Below are 16190 nucleotides of genomic sequence, written 5' to 3'. Positions count from 1 at the left end.
GGGTGTCTCATTTTTTTCATGAAAGTGAAAGATTGTCAGCAGCTATTCCGTCTATACAGTGACAAGGAGGTGGAACACCAGTGGATGATCATTCTGGAGCACGAATTGAGCAATGGTTTCTCACATACAGCCAAGATGTATATCGGTTTCTCGTCTATTATACGGGCCGAACAGACATCGACGATTTGGTTCAAGAGACCTTTATTCGTGCCCTCAAAGCTTTGCAGGGAACAGAGGTTGAGAATCCCAAAACGTGGCTGTTTGCCATAGCACGAAACATAGCAATTGATGAAAGACGCAAAACAAAGCTAATCAGCTGGTTGCCGGATATCTTCATGCAGCATCTCGTGTCGCACGACAAAACACCGGAAGAGTCTCTGATGCTAAGTGAAAACAAGCGTCTGCTCTATGAAATGATCAATCAGTTAAAGTCTTCTTATCGGGACGTGTTGATACTCAGAGGGATCAAGGGATTATCGAGCAAGGAGACTGCGGAGGTTTTGGGATGGACGGAAGCCAAGGTCAATCTTACTTTGCATAGAGCAATGAAAGCGATTCAAAACAAAATGCATGTTTCCATTGCGGAGGTGATGAACGATGCCATCATGTGATGAACAGATCATTCTGGAAGAATTGAATCAATTCCCTGAGCAAGCCCTTTCCCGAGAACGAAGCCAAGCAATATTAGAAGGTGTGCGAGAAGAAGGAGGTAGACTTCAAAAAGTGAACAAACGAAGAATGTACTATGGATGGATGGCAAAAGGGCTGATCACCTGCGGCCTGTTGCTCGGTTTTTTCTGGATGAAACCATTTTCTCCCCCGGCAGAATCAACGAGCAGTGCCGCTTTAACTCCCGAAGAGCAAAGATATTTTACGGCTGCCCAGAAGGCAATCACTACGGCGACTGGCATTGAGAAGAACTTTACTTTTGAAGAGATCGAGAAAAACGCGTCATCCTATGCTGTACGGACAAAGGATGACGCAACCTGGGTGCTTTTTAAGCCTGATACGACAGAAGTTATTGCCCTCAAAGCAACTTTTGCCATTCAAGAATTGACGGAGCCTTATCATAAATATGTAGAGACTGCACGAAATGCCTATAACAATACGAAACAACCGGTTAACTTCGAAACGGCCGAATTCGTTAAAAGAAAAAACTCAGCCCTTCTAAGCTTTGAGTTGGAAAAAGATCAGGATGTTCATGTTGATTTATCTACAAACAAGGTCATTGATTATACCTTGAATTACAACCCTAAGGATGCAGATCAAAAGTCTCTGGACATCGCGCAAAAAGCTTTGACGCGCTTCTCCAATAAAAATGATCTCTCCTTCACCCTAGCAATCAAATCATCAGATAAGAAAGAAGATAGATGGACGTTTCACAACGAGCACGAGATATATTCGGTGGGAGTCGGAGCACAAACAGGCCAAGTATATGATGTGCAGTATGTAACGGACCATATAATTATCAAATCAATCGATGAAGCAATTCCCGTCACAAAGCCGCTTATTCAAGATATTTTTGGCATAGACACCACTGGATATAAGGCTTACGGCGGCAAGGATTGGGGCGGCTATATATTGAGAAGTGACAGTCCTGGGAAACCACGTTTATCCATACAGCTTGATGATTTGGATGTTGGTAATATTTATGCGATCAGTATAGAAAGGGACTGACTTGCCTTGGTCATAACCGAGGAGCAACGGGTTCTATATATCGTATATGGAACCCGTTATTTTTTACTCCGTTAGTTAATTCATAGCTTCATCTTTAGTCCTTCATGCGTCGCTTTAAAACCTAATCGCTCATAAAAGCGCAAAGCATCCTCGCGTTGTTTATCTGTCGTTAGTTGAAAAAGATGGCACCCTCGCTCTTTTGCCCGTTCAATCGCCCATTCGATTAACTTGCTCCCAACTCCTTGCCCCCTTTCCGTAGATGCAGTCCGAACCCCCTCAATCGTCGCTCTCCAGCTACCTTGATGGGTCAGATAAGGAGTAAACGTAATCTGTAGCACACCAATAATTTCCTCACCGCGGCACGCCACAATCAATTCATTATTGGGATCTGCATCAATGGATTCAAACGCTTTTATGTAGCTTTCTGGTAGCGGAGTTTCGTAACGCTCTCTCGTCTTACCTAATTCATCATCCGCAAGCATTTGAACAATTCTATTCAGGTCTTTTGCTGTTGCGACACGAAAATGAATCATCGTCTTGCCTCCAATCGGACTTTTATGTGATTATTCTAACATTTTACAAAAAACCCCTTTAGCTAAAAGGGGTGGGAAATTCATATATTTTTACTTGCAGGTGTTTCTTCTATTCGGATTCAAAATCAGCGCATCATCGTCCAGCTCAAACAATTTATCCAATAACGCATCCATGCCATGCTCTAATTTATATTCCATCTCTTCTTTATACAAAGGAATTAAGAAATAGGCATGAATCTTGTTTCCGTCCTTCGTGGGAATGACACTGATTTCCTCTGATAGCTGAAACAGAACAACTCCATTTAGACCCGTGCCATCCGCATAGGGTTCATATTCCTGATAATTCGGTATCGTATGTCCGTAACCCAGCCATGTATTGTACTGATGAGGAAACCGCGCCAGCATCTTCATCAGTCTAATTGGCCAGTAGTTATTTTCATCCTGTAGCGACTCTTGTGTCAGTTCCCAGGAAGCTGGCAAAAATATCATCAGTTCTGCTCGCTCGATATTCTCTTCCATCTGCTCCTGTATTTCATCCGGGATCGTCATCGGTAAATCACTCATCCCATTCGTATACAGAACCCAAAATGGCTCTTCTTCTGTAGGGCTCATCACATTCACATCAATATGGATCGTATCGGAAATAATTTCGTGAAAAACACTGCTTTCTCTTCCCGCAAATACTTTTTGAAAGTGATTTCCGATTTCTTCTACATATTCCATGGGAGCTGGGGGTTCATACGTTGCCTGCTGGTCATATGTGTAAATCGTAGTGCCGTCCTTTGACTTTTCTCCGTTGTTCGTACCGCCGAATAGCTTCTTGAAAAAGTTCATCGCAGATCCTCACCTTCTTATCACTCAGACACTTGGTCTCTCTATTGTATCGGCTTGAGATACATCCATGTTTTACCTTATCTTTTTATTTCTTGCAAGAGAATTCCGAATCAATTGGCTCAAACCATTTTCCCATCCGATGAAGATTCTTCTTGCGAGAAAATTAAAAACTAAGTAAACTTTATCTCATTTACTGAGGTATGAAAATTATGGAAATCGCCAGCGTGTTCAAGCTATGATTGACCATGCAAACGTGATGATAACAGGATGAACATCAAGCTAATCTTGATCTTGATCACCAGAAAGGAGATTACTTATGGACTCGAGAATCCCGGAAAGCGTTAGACCTTTATTACACGACTATACGCAACGGCTTATGACAGAACTGCCGAATGTCATCTATGGTGTGTATTTGTATGGTTCTATTGCTCTGTCTGGCTTCGAGGAAGATTCCAGCGATATTGATTTTGTAACACTTTTACACAGAGGGTTAACGAATACAGAAATAGAAACACTCAAGAACATTCACCAGGCTCTCGAAAACGCCAACCCGCTAGCTAAAAGAATGGACGGCATGTATATCCAACTGGAAGACATCGGAAAAACCAATCCATCCCTGGAGCCTTATCCTTACGTTGACAACGGGACATTCAAATCATCCGGCCACTATGATATCAATCATGTGACGTGGTGGATCCTCAAGCACCAGGGCATTGCCGTTATGGGGAAAAGTGTTGAAGCATTACACATCCCTACCCAGTGGTTTGATGTCGGGGAAACGATGAAATACAATGTACATGATTATTGGTCGTCAAAAGGAAAAAGCATGCTGAAATTCCTGCTCGATGGGTGGGTAGAATTCGCCGTTTTCACCTTATGCCGAATCTATTGCTCGCTCATCCATGAAGGCATTATTCCAAAGAGAAAAGCCGTGGAACAAGCTCTGCAAGAACTCCCAGGTGAATGGCATCTCTTACTGAAGGAATCCTTGCGAATACGCTACCAACCAAATGAACCATCTTTGTTTTCGAACAGAATCAAGCGGGCAAAGGAAACTCAGAGATTTATAAGCTATATCGGCGGGCTGTGGCCTAGTAAGACGGTATAACAACAAAATCGTCTATACAAGGAGTTATTTTTATGGATCTCTACGGCAAGCCGCTTTTCGTAAAGAAGGAGATTTTCTTATGAAGATCATGGAGCATTTGCACCTTGAGCACTTTAGACAAATGGAACAGCTCGAGCTTCAATACTATGATGCCGAATTTATTACACCTTACCAAGAGAGCTACAATTGGTATTTGTTTCGTCCCGATTCCGTCGTTGCGATCGAAGAGAATGAGCGCATCATCGCTTTTATGAACCTGCTTCCCGTCAAGCCGCATATTTACCTGCAAATTGCGCAAGGGACGTTTAAAGATAGCCTGATGACGACTGCGGATATCGAAGATTTAGCTACTTCTCCCGAGCAAGTCTATTATTTTCTGTCCTGTGTCGTTGTCGATCAATCTTATCGGAAAAGCCCTGCCTTGCTCATGATGCTACATCATTATCTCGATGTACTGGCTCATGTCGAACAGAGTGGGTACCGCATCCAATCGATTATCATGGATAATATCACAGAAGCGGGCAATCGGTTCGCTCAGCGCCTTGGCATGAATCATGTATGTATAAGCGACCACCACTCCCATATACATGCCTCGGACTATGAGAGCTTTAAACAGCATGTGCACGCGAGTTATCCCATGCTTTCCCGCTAAAGGCTTCACATCGATCGTTCTCCAAAAAAAGAAACAAAACCTCCATGAAGCGTATTTTCATGGAGGTTCGTTGCGGGCTTTTTAGTTGATGACCTTGTCTGATTAGGTAGCTGGTAAATCAGTTATAACCTAGCTAAACCTTATATTTTGCAGGAGCCATCCGCGCAATTGTCGCCGGATGGCTCGTCTTTTTTCTCGTCGTTCTGCACGAATTTCAGAACAGGAGCTGCGCTTTCTTCTTCCCACACCTGGTTCAATGCTCCCAAAAAGACTTCACCTGGCTGCGCGCCAGATACTGCATATTTGTTATTAATGACAAAGAACGGTACGCCCGTGACACCCAAATCGTTGCCTCTTTGTTTGTCCTCTTGTACTTGCTCTCTGTATTCGTCTCCTGCCAGCATGGCGAGCGTCGCTTCCTTGTCCAAGCCTACCTCAGAAGCAAGCTGTGCCAGCACCTCGTGATCTCCGAGATGGAGCGATTCGGTAAAGTACGCCTTCAGCAGTCGCTCCTTCATTTCCTTCATTTTTCCATGCGCATGGGCAAAGTGCGTCAAGCGGTGCGCATCGAATGTATTGGTAGGGATCATCGTGTCAAAATGATAATCGAGACCGACACCTTTTGCCATTTGGGTAACTTGGTCATTCATCCCCTTCGCCTGTGTGAGCGGAATGCTATACTTGGCTGCCAGTACTTCATGCATGTCCATATCGGTATCGCGTTCCATCTGTGGGTCTAGCTGGAAGCTGCGATATACGACCTCTACTTGATCCTTATGCGGAAATTGAGACAGCGCTCCTTCCAGACGGCGCTTTCCAATATAGCAAAACGGGCAGGCAAAATCAGACCAAATTTCAATTTTCATGTTCATCCTCCTCTATATGAGCGGTGCTGACCAAAAGACAGCAGACCGTACACTGCAAAATTCGTCGTATGCACATTATACAACAACCCATGGTACGACTATGCACTTTGGAGGCTGAAAGCTGCACTTTGCCCTTAACGTCAATGTTCACGTGGGAAAAGGAACTTCCTCTTCGTTTGGTAAATACTTACTTATGCTCATGTAGAACTTTTTAAAAGGAAGTGGATTCACGTGTACCTCGTAAAAGGAAACCAACAATTGGCAGGGCAGCTTCTCCATGATAAAAGTGACGTGATGTTTGCAGGTGTGGTCGCAGGCAATCATCCCGGGTTACTTTGGGTAGATAATCCCGACAAGCCTTCCTGTGCACTCGTATGGTCAACCGGTCTAAGCAGCTTCGCTTTCCTTGGAGTACCGAGCAAAAGCATTTCCCCCGCTGCTTTCACTGCTTTTGTCCAAACACAAATTGGCCCTATTTTACTGCAAAAGGACCTTAGTTATTTTGAATTCTCACGGGAATCAAAAGAGTGGGATTCATTTCTCACGCCTATTATGGGCGGCAGCGGCTGGGAGACGAGTACGCAACTCGTCTATCAGTCTTCTCGTGATCAGGGAGAGAAGCCATCGCTTGTTATTCCTGCCCCCTACTATTCTATTGAACTGGAGGAAAGCTTTTTACGCCGGCGCGGCACCGTAATTCCTCCCAACCTCGATTTTGTGACCGACTACCTCCATGAGTATTGGTACTCCATCGATGACTTTTTGGAAAATGGCTACGGATATGCTGCCCTTACGACTGATCACGAGGTGGCGAGCATTTGTATGTCCACAGCGGTCTATCAGTCGACTCATGCAATCGGCGTAGAAACAATAGAGCCCTATCGTCAAAAAGGCTTGTCTAGTACACTTGCTTATCAATTGCAAAATAGGCTTCATCAGGAAGCAGCAACTGTGTGGTGGGACTGTATGGATTCGAATGTCGCTTCGCAAAAAACGGCTGAAAAAGCTGGACTGCATCTCTCACATCGTTATGAAATCGCCTGGTTTTCCTACCCCGCCCAGTAACCATACGCCCACCACTTACATAAGATATGTCAAACTGGTTCATGAAGTAAGGTGGTGTATAACATGTACGGATGTCAGCCTTATGAATACCCATATGAACATGACTTGCGAGCCGTGTCCTCACAACATGGACGGAGAAAAGGACAATCTTTTGCCGAAATTCAGGGTGGTCCACTGGCACCGAACCTGCATGGCTACGTTGTTTTTACCGATGTCCCCTACGGCACCGAAGTGTTCGTGGAAGTCAGCGGCCTCCCCGCTTTCCAGCCAGCCACTGGCAATCAGCCGCAAATCGGGCCATTTGGCTTTCATTTGCATGAGCATGGCGTTTGCACCGTCGGAAATCCTGAAGATCCCTTTACGGCAGCAGGCAGTCATTGGAACCCTACACAACAACCACATGGCAACCACGTCGGCGACTTCCCCGTGCTGTTTTCCAATGACGGCTATGCACGAATGACTTTTTTCACAAACAAAATCAGTGCAGCCGATGTGGTCGGCAGAAGCTTGATCATCCATCAAAGTCCGGATGACTTCCGTTCACAGCCGGCAGGAAATAGCGGAAAACGCCTGGCATGTGGATTGATCTACGCAGGATAACGCTTCCCCCGAACAGGAAAAGGGGGCAACCCTGTAAGCTGCCCCCTCGCATTATTGAATTAGCTAGCGCCGTAATGTCGACAAATCAAATGCTGGTACAAGCCCTTCCTCGGCTGCACGACCGAGCAACGCCTCGACAGCTGCATAACCATCGTTACCCAAATTTCTCGTAAACTCATTCACGTACAAGTTAATATGCGCTTGCGCTACCTCCAGAGATAACTCCTGAGCATGAGACATGACATATTCTTGTGATGCAGTCGGATTCGCCCATGCATATTCCACAGAGGAGCGTGTCCAATTGGTCAGAGCCTCGATATCCATTGATTTTTTCGCGATGATGGCACCCAGCGGAATCGGTAAATTGGTATCAGACTCCCACCAGTTGCCCAAATCAGTCATAAGCGACAGCCCGTAGTTTTGATACGTGAAACGCGCTTCGTGAATCACGAGTCCTGCATCGATCTTGCCGTCACGTACAGCAGGCATAATCTCATGAAACGGCATGACGACGATCTCCCCTACACCACCTGGGACATTTTGTGCAGCCCAGAGCCGGAACAGTAAATAAGCTGTGGAGCGCTCACTCGGAACGGCTACACGTTTGTTGGACAGGCGTGCTGGATCGTTCGCACTCTCGACAGCATTTCCTTGCGTCAAAACGAGCGGCCCGCATCCTCTTCCCAGTGCACCGCCGCAAGGGAGCAACGAGTAGTTGTCCATCACCCAAGGCAATGCCGCATAGGAGATTTTCATTACTTCCGGGCCTTCTCCCTGTGCAGCAAGCGTATTCGTGATATCGATATCTGCGTACAAAATATCGAGCTTTGGCGCTCCCGGAATCAAATCATGTGCCCAGGCATGAAAAACAAAAGTGTCATTCGGACATGGTGAAAACGCAATTTTCATGATAGTACCTCCCGTAGTACAGAGCTTCCCTTTTCCAGAGATTCCAGCGCATCTTTTATCCGCCAAGCGGATTTATCCCGCGGTCCAATTGCATTCGATACCGTGCGAATTTCCAGAACAGGTCGTCTGGCAGCCTGGGCAGCAGTCGCAACGCCATACCCCTCCATGGCTTCAGCTAGCGCATCTGGCATCCGCTGCGCCAAAGCCGCCGCTGTTTCCGCTGTTCCCGTCACGGTGGATAGTGTAAGGACGATGCCTTTTTTCGCAACCACCCCTGCCTCTTTCATCGAATGGGTCAGCTGTTCGACCAACTCCTGATCAACACTTACTCTCGCTGATCCAAATCCCAGCTCGTCCACACTGCAAAAGCCCTCAGGCGTTTCTGCACCCAAATCCGCACAAACAATCTCCGTTGCGACAACCAGTGACCCAACCTCTGCTTGTCCCACGAATCCACCGCATATTCCTGCACATATGACCAGATCGTAGTCCGCGCATGCAAGCGCTCTGGCTGTACTCGCTGCGGCTGCGGCTGGTCCTACTCCTCCTGCGATAACTGTGAAACGCTCATCCCCTTGAATGCCGCGAATCACTGCATCCCGTTCCGCGTCAACGGAGGTCACGACCAGAATGCTTTTATATTGTTGTGACAAAATCATTTGCCCTGGCTCCTTTCAACCGCTTTCCACCTTCCACGTTATCGCTACTTTTCGTCCGTGTAAAGCCGTTTAAAGAGTTTGTCAAAAGACAGGGAAATTATTACAATAAAACCTACTGTGCATTATCGTTAGATGAGAGGTGACCGATCATGCTTCACCCACTGAATCCGAACACCCATCCAGACTGGCTCGCCCCCCACTCTTTAGCCTGGTACACTCAGTTGGCCAAAATGACTGGTGAATACGTATACCCGTGGCGCTCTACCATTACAGAACCGAATGGCGAGTCGCTTTTTATGGAGGAAATTGGTCGCATGGTTCCGAATCAATCTGTTCTCGACATCGGTTGCGGGCACGGCGCATTCACACTGGACTGGAGCCGTTCTGCCAAAGAAATCGTCGGCTTGGATGTGACAGAAAACTTTGTGCAAAAGGCCCGTACGCAAACACCCGAGAACGTCTCCTTCGTTGTCACCAATACAAAATATACCCTCCCCTTCCATGACGATACGTTCGATTGCGCTTACAATCGCAAGGGACCTACCTCCGCTTATCCAGATATAGGACGCGTCGTCAAAAGAGGAGGCTCATTCATCGGATTACATCCGGGCGATCAGTTGTCCGCCGAATTATTCGAATGGTTTCCTCATTTATTTGGTCCACGTCCAGCTGACACTCCTATCCTAAAACATTTGCAGGAGAGACTCAGACAAGCTGCTTTCCAGCGAGTCGATATTCAGACGGTGATCGCCACCGAGTATTTTCAGACTCCACTTGATGTCATTCGCATGCGTTGCTTCGGGCAAAACCCCACTATTCTCACATCCGCCATCGAACAACACATGGAGAATGTTATGCCGATTTTTGACCACTATGCGACTTCTGACGGTCTGCCCACTACGCATATGTATTACCTCGTTCGCGCGATTGTTTGATTCATCCTATTAAAAAACCTCCGGCCGCATTTGGCCAGAGGTCGTCACTACTCTTATCCTTTTAGCAAATAGCTGTTGCCGTCTTCATCCTGAAAGGTCGCATAGGTCCCCCATTGCATCTTGTTGAGTTCTCCTTGAAAAACAACACCGTTTGCGCGCATCGTTTCGTACGTCTTTTCAATTTCTGTACATTCAAAAACGATCGAGGCTTTTTGTTCCTGCCAGTTGCTCATCATACTTTTCGGATAGAGAACCAAAGCAGTCTGGGCATCTGCTGGTCCTACCTCCAGCCAACTGCTGTTTGGTCCCATCGGGTGCTCTTGCTTGACTTCAAATCCAACCTTTTCTGTCCAGAACACTTTTGCGCGTTGCTGATCTTCTACGTAGACAGCTACGGTTGCCATTTTGGTAATCATAATATCCTCCTTGCTAACTGGAACCTTATTATCCCATTGTAACCGAAAAAAAGTTAACTTATCGCTATTAACAAACCCAAATGTTGACAATAGTTGCACGAAATTTTATATTTAATTACGAAATGTAAGAAACAAAACATTGAATAAGCTTCTCCCTTTCAATGCATCATGTTAGTGTAAAACAAGTTGCAGGAGGAATGCAGAGTGAGTAAGGATTTTATTGCAGCCGTAAAAGACAGACGAACGTACTACGGGATCAGCAAGGAACATGTAGTATCTGATGAGCGTATTAAAGAAATCGTGCAGGAAGCAGTAAAGTACACCCCATCCGCATTCAACTCCCAAAGCGCTCGCGTTGTTGTCCTCTTGGGTGCTGAGCACGATAAGCTATGGAACATTACCAAAGAAACGCTGCGTAAAATCGTTCCCGCTGAAAATTTCGGAGCCACCGAAGAAAAAATGAACTCGTTCGGTAGCGGCTACGGCACTGTTCTTTTCTTTGAAGACCAAAGCGTCGTCCAAAACCTCATGCAGCAATTCGAAGCCTACAAAGATAATTTCCCGATTTGGTCCGAGCAATCTTCTGGAATGCTTCAGTATGTTGTGTGGACTGCGTTGGAAACCGAGGGCTTCGGTGCTTCCTTGCAGCATTACAATCCACTCATCGATGAAGAAGTCCAACAAACGTGGAAGATCCCTAGCGAATGGAAGCTGCGAGCACAAATGCCTTTTGGCAAACCAACCGCTCAGCCAGGTGAAAAACAATTCCAGCCGTTGGATGAGAGAGTGAAGTTCTTTTCCTAAGTAATATTTTGTTGGATGTTTATAATGGACGGCTCAGAATTTCCTTTTTGGGCCGTCCTTTCACTTATTGAGCGATTGCTTTCCTCTTTGGTCTGTGATAATATTATCTTAAACAAAAGATTCTTATTTAAAGCGTTCACATATTGTAAAGGGTTTACACTTATGTTTGAACCTTTTACAATGTGTGAATTTTATTTTATATAAATAAAAGTTACATATTCATTTTATTTTGTTGGAGGTAACACCCATGCAAACAGGTACAGTTAAATGGTTCAACGCAGAAAAAGGTTATGGCTTCATCGCAGTTGAAGGCGGAAACGATGTATTCGTTCACTTCAGCGCAATCCAAGGCGACGGTTTCAAAACCCTCGAAGAAGGCCAACGCGTAGAATTCAACGTGGTTGAAGGCAACCGTGGTCCACAAGCTGAGAACGTAGTAAAACTGTAAATTACACATAAAGCTGCCCTTGCGAATAACAAGGGCGGCTTTTTTTTCCAGCACTTTTTCCTCACATAATTCGTTCTTTGTTCCTAAAGGGCAGTTGACATTAGCCATGCCTCCCCATATAATCTCTTTATAATGCAGAGTAAAGCAACGGCGCTTTCTAGCATAAAATATTCAGAATGTACACAATGGAATAAACGTGACAAGTATTTTCCGTTTATTTTTAGCAAGCTATGAAAGCGGTTCCAGCTGGTTGTTATTGCCATTACCTGTAAACAAGTTCATACAAAGTAAGCAAAGGCGCTTAGGGTATATCTCATTCATTCGGGAGATCCTAAGTGCTTTTATTGTTTACATCCGCAAAAAGGTGGGATATCCATGGAGCACATTGGAAGCGTCATTATTTACATCATCATGTTATGTGCAGTAATTGGTGCCATTGCCGCGATTCGCAACAGCGATGAGGGTCTCGGTAAGGAGTTCATGGAAGGGATTCACTCAACAGGTTACATCTTCGTTCCTGCTGCCGGTATTATGGCGTCCCTCCCGTACATCTCTTGGTTCGTAGAAAAAGCGGTATCACCCATCTTCAACAAAATTGGAGCAGATCCTGCGATTGCAGCAACAGCGATTCTCGCCTCTGACATGGGTGGCTATCAGTTGGCAAACCTCCTGAAGACCTCCACGGAAGGTTGGGTTATGGCGATGATCGTCGGTCTGATGGCCGGTGCTACGATCGTATTCTCCATCCCAATGGGACTCGCTATGTTGGACAAGCGCGACCATAAATACATGGCGCTTGGCGTAATGTCCGGTATTTTGACCGTTCCGATTGGTGCTTTTATCTCCAGTGCTATTCTTGTTTTGACAAATGCAGAGGTTCGCAATGAAATCTCGACGAACGCTGAATCTACTTATGCTTTTGCTATTGGCTTCGGACAGGTACTTCTGAACCTTTCACCGATTTTGTTCTTTGTATTAGCGATTGCTGCTGGTCTGCGCTTCCTGCCAGACCTGATGATTCGTGCCTTTATGATCTTCGGAAAAACGATGGACGCTGGTATCAAGCTCGTACTCGTATTCTCGATCGTGCAACATTTTACTGGCATCTTCACAAAGATTTTCGGAGCTTGGGGCTTCGATCCAATTATCGCCGATCCAACCGACCAATACCGTGCTTTGGAAACCGCTGGTTACATCGGTATCATGCTCGCAGGTGCGTTCCCAATGGTTTACATGCTGCGTAAATATGCAGCGAAGCCACTCGAAGTATTGGGTAATAAGCTGGGCATGAGCCCTTCTGGTAGTGCAGGCTTGCTCGCAACGAGCGCGAACATCCTGGCGATGTTCCGTCTCATTCGTTCCATGCCGCCAAAAGACAAGGTTATCAACATTTCCTTCGGGGTTTGTTCCGCTTTCTTGCTAGGTGACCACTTGTCCTTCTCGGCAAACTTCCAACCAAACATTATCTTGCCGGTCATGCTCGGTAAATTGGGCGCAGGCATTATCGGTATTGCTTTTGCTTACTGGCTCTCCGTACCCAAAGCGCTTGAACTGGAAAAACAAGATCGTGCTGCTGGAATTATCGGTCCAGATGAGTACTTAGACAATCACAACGCTCAAGCTGAAGTTGCAGCAACCAAACAATAAAAGCTAAAGAGCGGTCCTTCGTGGGCCGCTCTTTCCTTTACACAGCTTTCTTGCTCATCTCCCAAATTTCCAACGCAGGCACCGGCTTTTTGGAGCACCCATCCATCGTTAATTCACGAGCTTCTTTTGACCACAAAAAAGGATAGATTGCGAACATTTCATCGCCTTTTAGCTTGGAAACGTCCTTCTCCCAATCCTTCCAGAAAAATGTCTCATAAAACGTATGGATATCCCCGGTCATTGCCCAGTGCAAAAAGTCGGTATAGCCAATTTCAAGATCCTCCCACGCAAGACTGTCCGGAGCGAAATACCATATACCGCCTACCGAATCCGGAAACATTCCACCATTGATCGCAAAGAACCCCCCTATGACATCGTCTGCTACCAGCAGCATCCCGTCCAAGCCACATTGCTGATTCCAAGAAGTGATGGAACGAGGTAAATGAGGATGGCCAGACCCTAGAATCCGCAGCCAGCCTTGGTGAATCAGAATCCCCCCTGTTTCAAAAGCAACAGCACCTAGAGTTGACCTCGTCGTCACTTGTAGATCCACTAGCTGTTTTTTCCCCTTCTCCTGTTCAGATGGAAGAAGGGTAATTTTCCGCTCTGATGCTGACTGCCATTTTGTTATTTCTTCCACCGCTGAATCCTTTTCGCAGTACAATTCCTCGAAGCTTTTCATTTCTGCCTCCACTCCCAAGCTATTGACGCGGCGCCCATAAGATGACACTCACTCCGATCAAACAGATGATAGCGCCTACCCAATCATACAAATCGGGTGTCTTCTTATCCACCAACCATCCCCAAAAAACCGCAAGAATGATAAAAACCCCTCCATAGGCGGCATATACCCGCCCGAAGGAAGGGAAGCTTTGAAGCGTAGGAATGATTCCGTACAACACCAAGATCAGCGCCCCGACGATACCGTACCAGTACGGCTTGGACTCCTTTAGCCACAGCCATACCAAATATCCCCCGCCGATTTCCGCCAATCCCGCCAAAATAAACAATAATATCGATGCTGTCATTCATGTCTCCTCTTTCCTATCAAAACGAGTAAGCGCAAAGATCACGTCTATTGGCTCGCCATGACGGACGCATCCTCAAAATCTATCCTTGCTGGGCAGCCTGTGGAGAGCAGCACAGATCTCCTTTGCCCGATTCAAGTGCAGATTTCAGGCTCCCCAGAACATGAGACCAAGCCATTTCGTGCCAGCCCCGAGCCTCTTCCCACTCCTCTCCCTCTTTCCAACCGAAATGCTCGACCAATACTTGCGTTTTCCCCTCTGCTTCAGACAAGGTGACAAGCACATAAGTCAAAGCGTCCTCGTGATTCATAGTATCTGCGAATTCATCCGGCCCCTTCCATGTAAAGCCCAGGCGCTCCTTCGGTTCAAAATGGGTAATGATGCAACCTTTCGTTCCCATCTGGTCGCGATTGGCTGGATGGAAGTACAATTCGTACGCTCCGCCCAGGTACGGCTCAATCGTTGCATCAGGCGCAAACCATTGAACAAGCCGTTCCTTTCGTGTCCATGCCCACCAAACCAGCTCTATAGATGATGATACTTCTATCTCCGCTTTCAAGAAACCCATGGAATATCCCCCTAACTATTTTCCTAACAGTTTGAAAATAGCAATTTCTTTATAACCAGTCAATATAGATCACTCACTGTCCTCAATATTCACGCCTGAGCGAGATTTCAAGCGTATTAATGAGTCTGAACAAGTCTGAATGGAATATTTTTTACTAAAAAGTGCAATTATGCAGTAATCGCATAAGAATGAATGCTATAATAGCTAAGTAAGTAAAAAATTTCACAATGGGGAGAGGAACGATGGAACAACCACTTGCAAAATCGGCTCATCAGAAATTACCCATTGGAAAATTGCTCAAGAGGATCTTCGGTATCCTGATTGGTGCTTCCCTGTTCTCGGTAGCGCTCGAGATTTTTCTCGTACCGAACAATATTATCGACGGTGGAATCGTAGGTATCTCGATCATTACCTCGCATCTGTCTGGAATCCCTCTTGGCGTTTTCCTGTTTGTGCTTAACTTGCCCTTCTTGATCATAGGGTACAAGCAAATCGGAAAAACGTTTGCACTCTCAACCCTCTTCGGGGTTACGATCATGTCAATCGGAACGACGCTGCTTCATCCTGTCAAAGGGCTAACGGATGATCCCCTGCTTGCAGCTGTTTTTGGCGGCATACTTCTCGGGATTGGTGTAGGACTCGTTCTCCGTTATGGAGGCTCTCTGGACGGTACAGAGATCGTCGCTGTACTGCTTAACAAGAAATCTCCGTTCTCCGTTGGTGAGATCGTAATGTTCATGAACTTATTCATTTTGAGCAGTGCCGGATTTGTATTCGGTTGGGATCGCGCGATGTACTCGCTGATCGCCTATTACATTGCATTCAAAATGATCGATCTGACCATCGAAGGCTTCCAGGAGTCGAAAGCGGTATGGATTATTAGCGACAATCACAAGGATTTGGGAGATGCGATTGTTGCTCGTCTGGGCCGTGGCGTTACCTATTTGAATGGGGAAGGCGGCTATACCGGAGACGACAAGAAAGTGATTTTCTGCATCATTACGCGTTTGGAAGAAGCCAAGCTGAAGCTGATCGTGGAAGAAGTGGACCCGAATGCCTTCCTGGCTGTCGGCAATATTCACGATGTACGCGGTGGGCAGTTTAAGAAGAAAGCGATTCATTAAAAGGGAGAAAAGTGTACCCTATAGAGTGGGCGTTGGGGAACGTCTGTCTATAGGGTATTTTTTGTATGTTAATAATTTATCGTAATATTTTCAAAGACTTTCTTTTTTCTATCTAAATTATTGTTTTTTACATTGATTTCATAACTATGGGATTTATAATAATCATATTTTTTATACTGTTTATCGCTGGGAACTTCTTTCTCAATTATTTCAACTTCTATTGCCCGAATAAAGCAGGTAATAATCTCAGCAAATAAAGTTAACATCTCTTCATGGGTAATATTACGAAATGTTCCCTCATATACAACATTTCCAAA

21 protein-coding genes are annotated in these 16190 nt (G+C 45.8%); 11 read left to right on the top strand and 10 right to left on the bottom strand.

The window, feature by feature from the left end:
• Positions 1-80: 80 nt before the first annotated feature.
• Together C7R94_RS02910 and C7R94_RS02905 are read left to right on the top strand one after the other, a co-directional pair.
• Complete coding sequence (locus C7R94_RS02910) at positions 81-611, top strand: RNA polymerase sigma factor (protein ID WP_106778405.1); 531 nt, start codon at positions 81-83, stop codon at positions 609-611.
• Positions 598-1677 carry a hypothetical protein gene (locus tag C7R94_RS02905; protein WP_106778404.1) on the top strand — a complete coding sequence of 360 codons (1080 nt, stop codon included), beginning with the start codon at positions 598-600 and terminating at the stop codon, positions 1675-1677. The genes C7R94_RS02910 and C7R94_RS02905 overlap by 14 nt, the downstream gene beginning before the upstream one ends.
• Positions 1678-1757: 80 nt before the next feature.
• On the opposite strand, the gene C7R94_RS02900 is transcribed toward C7R94_RS02905, so the two are convergent.
• A complete protein-coding gene (locus C7R94_RS02900) occupies positions 1758-2210 on the bottom strand; it encodes a GNAT family N-acetyltransferase (RefSeq protein WP_106778403.1) in 453 nt (150 codons plus the stop codon).
• A gap of 90 nt (positions 2211-2300) precedes the next feature.
• Entirely contained in the window at positions 2301-3044 is a 744-nt protein-coding gene (locus tag C7R94_RS02895; RefSeq protein WP_106778402.1) for a suppressor of fused domain protein, read from the bottom strand.
• Between the two features lie 316 nt (positions 3045-3360).
• On the opposite strand from C7R94_RS02895, the gene C7R94_RS02890 reads away from it, so the two are divergent.
• Positions 3361-4152 (top strand): aminoglycoside adenylyltransferase domain-containing protein, encoded by a 792-nt coding sequence (locus tag C7R94_RS02890; protein WP_106778401.1) that lies wholly within the window; start codon positions 3361-3363, stop codon positions 4150-4152.
• Between the two features lie 79 nt (positions 4153-4231).
• A complete protein-coding gene (locus C7R94_RS02885; RefSeq protein WP_106778400.1) occupies positions 4232-4804 on the top strand; it encodes a hypothetical protein in 573 nt (190 codons plus the stop codon).
• A 140-nt stretch (positions 4805-4944) separates the two neighbouring features.
• Here C7R94_RS02885 and C7R94_RS02880 read toward each other — a convergent pair whose 3' ends face one another.
• Positions 4945-5670, bottom strand: coding sequence for a DsbA family oxidoreductase (locus C7R94_RS02880; protein ID WP_106778399.1), 726 nt, complete (start codon positions 5668-5670; stop codon positions 4945-4947).
• 231 nt (positions 5671-5901) lie between these two features.
• On the opposite strand from C7R94_RS02880, the gene C7R94_RS02875 reads away from it, so the two are divergent.
• Both C7R94_RS02875 and C7R94_RS02870 read left to right on the top strand, forming a co-directional pair.
• On the top strand, positions 5902-6735 hold the full coding sequence (locus C7R94_RS02875) for a GNAT family N-acetyltransferase (RefSeq protein WP_106778398.1): 834 nt from the start codon (positions 5902-5904) through the stop codon (positions 6733-6735).
• Between the two features lie 63 nt (positions 6736-6798).
• A complete protein-coding gene (locus tag C7R94_RS02870; RefSeq protein ID WP_106778397.1) occupies positions 6799-7335 on the top strand; it encodes a superoxide dismutase family protein in 537 nt (178 codons plus the stop codon).
• Between the two features lie 63 nt (positions 7336-7398).
• Here C7R94_RS02870 and C7R94_RS02865 read toward each other — a convergent pair whose 3' ends face one another.
• Entirely contained in the window at positions 7399-8244 is an 846-nt protein-coding gene (locus tag C7R94_RS02865) for a 1,4-dihydroxy-6-naphtoate synthase (protein WP_106778396.1), read from the bottom strand.
• Complete coding sequence (locus tag C7R94_RS02860; RefSeq protein WP_106778395.1) at positions 8241-8903, bottom strand: futalosine hydrolase; 663 nt, start codon at positions 8901-8903, stop codon at positions 8241-8243. The genes C7R94_RS02865 and C7R94_RS02860 overlap by 4 nt, the downstream gene beginning before the upstream one ends.
• Positions 8904-9052: 149 nt before the next feature.
• On the opposite strand from C7R94_RS02860, the gene C7R94_RS02855 reads away from it, so the two are divergent.
• Positions 9053-9838, top strand: a complete 786-nt coding sequence (locus C7R94_RS02855) for a class I SAM-dependent methyltransferase (RefSeq protein WP_106778394.1) — start codon at positions 9053-9055, stop codon at positions 9836-9838.
• Between the two features lie 53 nt (positions 9839-9891).
• On the opposite strand, the gene C7R94_RS02850 is transcribed toward C7R94_RS02855, so the two are convergent.
• A complete protein-coding gene (locus tag C7R94_RS02850) occupies positions 9892-10254 on the bottom strand; it encodes a VOC family protein (protein ID WP_106778393.1) in 363 nt (120 codons plus the stop codon).
• A 204-nt stretch (positions 10255-10458) separates the two neighbouring features.
• Between C7R94_RS02850 and C7R94_RS02845 the strand changes: the two genes are divergently transcribed.
• From C7R94_RS02845 to eutH, 3 genes are all read left to right on the top strand, one after another.
• Positions 10459-11058, top strand: coding sequence for a nitroreductase family protein (locus C7R94_RS02845; protein WP_106778392.1), 600 nt, complete (start codon positions 10459-10461; stop codon positions 11056-11058).
• Between the two features lie 247 nt (positions 11059-11305).
• The gene (locus tag C7R94_RS02840; RefSeq protein WP_048031362.1) at positions 11306-11506 is read left to right on the top strand and encodes a cold-shock protein; all 201 of its coding nucleotides are present in this window, start codon (positions 11306-11308) and stop codon (positions 11504-11506) included.
• Positions 11507-11881: 375 nt separating this feature from the next.
• On the top strand, positions 11882-13153 hold the full coding sequence (eutH, locus tag C7R94_RS02835) for an ethanolamine utilization protein EutH (protein WP_047073598.1): 1272 nt from the start codon (positions 11882-11884) through the stop codon (positions 13151-13153).
• A 37-nt stretch (positions 13154-13190) separates the two neighbouring features.
• Here the strand turns inward: eutH and C7R94_RS02830 are convergent, their stop codons facing one another.
• The 3 genes from C7R94_RS02830 to C7R94_RS02820 all read right to left on the bottom strand — a co-directional run bounded on the left by C7R94_RS02830 (position 13191) and on the right by C7R94_RS02820 (position 14749).
• Positions 13191-13835, bottom strand: coding sequence for a DUF2625 domain-containing protein (locus C7R94_RS02830; RefSeq protein ID WP_106778391.1), 645 nt, complete (start codon positions 13833-13835; stop codon positions 13191-13193).
• A gap of 19 nt (positions 13836-13854) precedes the next feature.
• Positions 13855-14181 carry a YnfA family protein gene (locus C7R94_RS02825; RefSeq protein ID WP_106778390.1) on the bottom strand — a complete coding sequence of 109 codons (327 nt, stop codon included), beginning with the start codon at positions 14179-14181 and terminating at the stop codon, positions 13855-13857.
• Between the two features lie 82 nt (positions 14182-14263).
• The gene (locus C7R94_RS02820) at positions 14264-14749 is read right to left on the bottom strand and encodes an SRPBCC family protein (RefSeq protein ID WP_106778389.1); all 486 of its coding nucleotides are present in this window, start codon (positions 14747-14749) and stop codon (positions 14264-14266) included.
• 242 nt (positions 14750-14991) lie between these two features.
• Between C7R94_RS02820 and C7R94_RS02815 the strand changes: the two genes are divergently transcribed.
• Positions 14992-15873, top strand: coding sequence for a YitT family protein (locus C7R94_RS02815; protein ID WP_106778388.1), 882 nt, complete (start codon positions 14992-14994; stop codon positions 15871-15873).
• A 68-nt stretch (positions 15874-15941) separates the two neighbouring features.
• Here C7R94_RS02815 and C7R94_RS29955 read toward each other — a convergent pair.
• Positions 15942-16190: hypothetical protein (locus C7R94_RS29955; RefSeq protein ID WP_158264647.1), on the bottom strand; the 249-nt coding region annotated here is incomplete at its 5' end.

Origin of the sequence: Brevibacillus sp. NRRL NRS-603, assembly GCF_003013445.1 — a bacterium.
GTDB lineage: Bacteria > Bacillota > Bacilli > Brevibacillales > Brevibacillaceae > Brevibacillus > Brevibacillus formosus.
The sequence above is the reverse complement of the archived record's forward strand: the minus strand, read 5'-3'. Positions and strand labels throughout refer to the sequence as shown.

What these genes read in the sequence shown, in the direction of transcription:
- C7R94_RS02905 (WP_106778404.1), top strand. Translation starts at nt 598, where the DNA reads ATGCCATCATGTGATGAACAGATCATTCTGGAAGAATTGAATCAATTC.
- C7R94_RS02900 (WP_106778403.1), bottom strand. Translation starts at nt 2,210, where the DNA reads ATGATTCATTTTCGTGTCGCAACAGCAAAAGACCTGAATAGAATTGTT.
- C7R94_RS02895 (WP_106778402.1), bottom strand. Translation starts at nt 3,044, where the DNA reads ATGAACTTTTTCAAGAAGCTATTCGGCGGTACGAACAACGGAGAAAAG.
- C7R94_RS02890 (WP_106778401.1), top strand. Translation starts at nt 3,361, where the DNA reads ATGGACTCGAGAATCCCGGAAAGCGTTAGACCTTTATTACACGACTAT.
- C7R94_RS02885 (WP_106778400.1), top strand. Translation starts at nt 4,232, where the DNA reads ATGAAGATCATGGAGCATTTGCACCTTGAGCACTTTAGACAAATGGAA.
- C7R94_RS02880 (WP_106778399.1), bottom strand. Translation starts at nt 5,670, where the DNA reads ATGAAAATTGAAATTTGGTCTGATTTTGCCTGCCCGTTTTGCTATATT.
- C7R94_RS02870 (WP_106778397.1), top strand. Translation starts at nt 6,799, where the DNA reads ATGTACGGATGTCAGCCTTATGAATACCCATATGAACATGACTTGCGA.
- C7R94_RS02865 (WP_106778396.1), bottom strand. Translation starts at nt 8,244, where the DNA reads ATGAAAATTGCGTTTTCACCATGTCCGAATGACACTTTTGTTTTTCAT.
- C7R94_RS02860 (WP_106778395.1), bottom strand. Translation starts at nt 8,903, where the DNA reads ATGATTTTGTCACAACAATATAAAAGCATTCTGGTCGTGACCTCCGTT.
- C7R94_RS02855 (WP_106778394.1), top strand. Translation starts at nt 9,053, where the DNA reads ATGCTTCACCCACTGAATCCGAACACCCATCCAGACTGGCTCGCCCCC.
- C7R94_RS02850 (WP_106778393.1), bottom strand. Translation starts at nt 10,254, where the DNA reads ATGATTACCAAAATGGCAACCGTAGCTGTCTACGTAGAAGATCAGCAA.
- C7R94_RS02840 (WP_048031362.1), top strand. Translation starts at nt 11,306, where the DNA reads ATGCAAACAGGTACAGTTAAATGGTTCAACGCAGAAAAAGGTTATGGC.
- eutH (WP_047073598.1), top strand. Translation starts at nt 11,882, where the DNA reads ATGGAGCACATTGGAAGCGTCATTATTTACATCATCATGTTATGTGCA.
- C7R94_RS02830 (WP_106778391.1), bottom strand. Translation starts at nt 13,835, where the DNA reads ATGAAAAGCTTCGAGGAATTGTACTGCGAAAAGGATTCAGCGGTGGAA.
- C7R94_RS02825 (WP_106778390.1), bottom strand. Translation starts at nt 14,181, where the DNA reads ATGACAGCATCGATATTATTGTTTATTTTGGCGGGATTGGCGGAAATC.
- C7R94_RS02820 (WP_106778389.1), bottom strand. Translation starts at nt 14,749, where the DNA reads ATGGGTTTCTTGAAAGCGGAGATAGAAGTATCATCATCTATAGAGCTG.
- C7R94_RS02815 (WP_106778388.1), top strand. Translation starts at nt 14,992, where the DNA reads ATGGAACAACCACTTGCAAAATCGGCTCATCAGAAATTACCCATTGGA.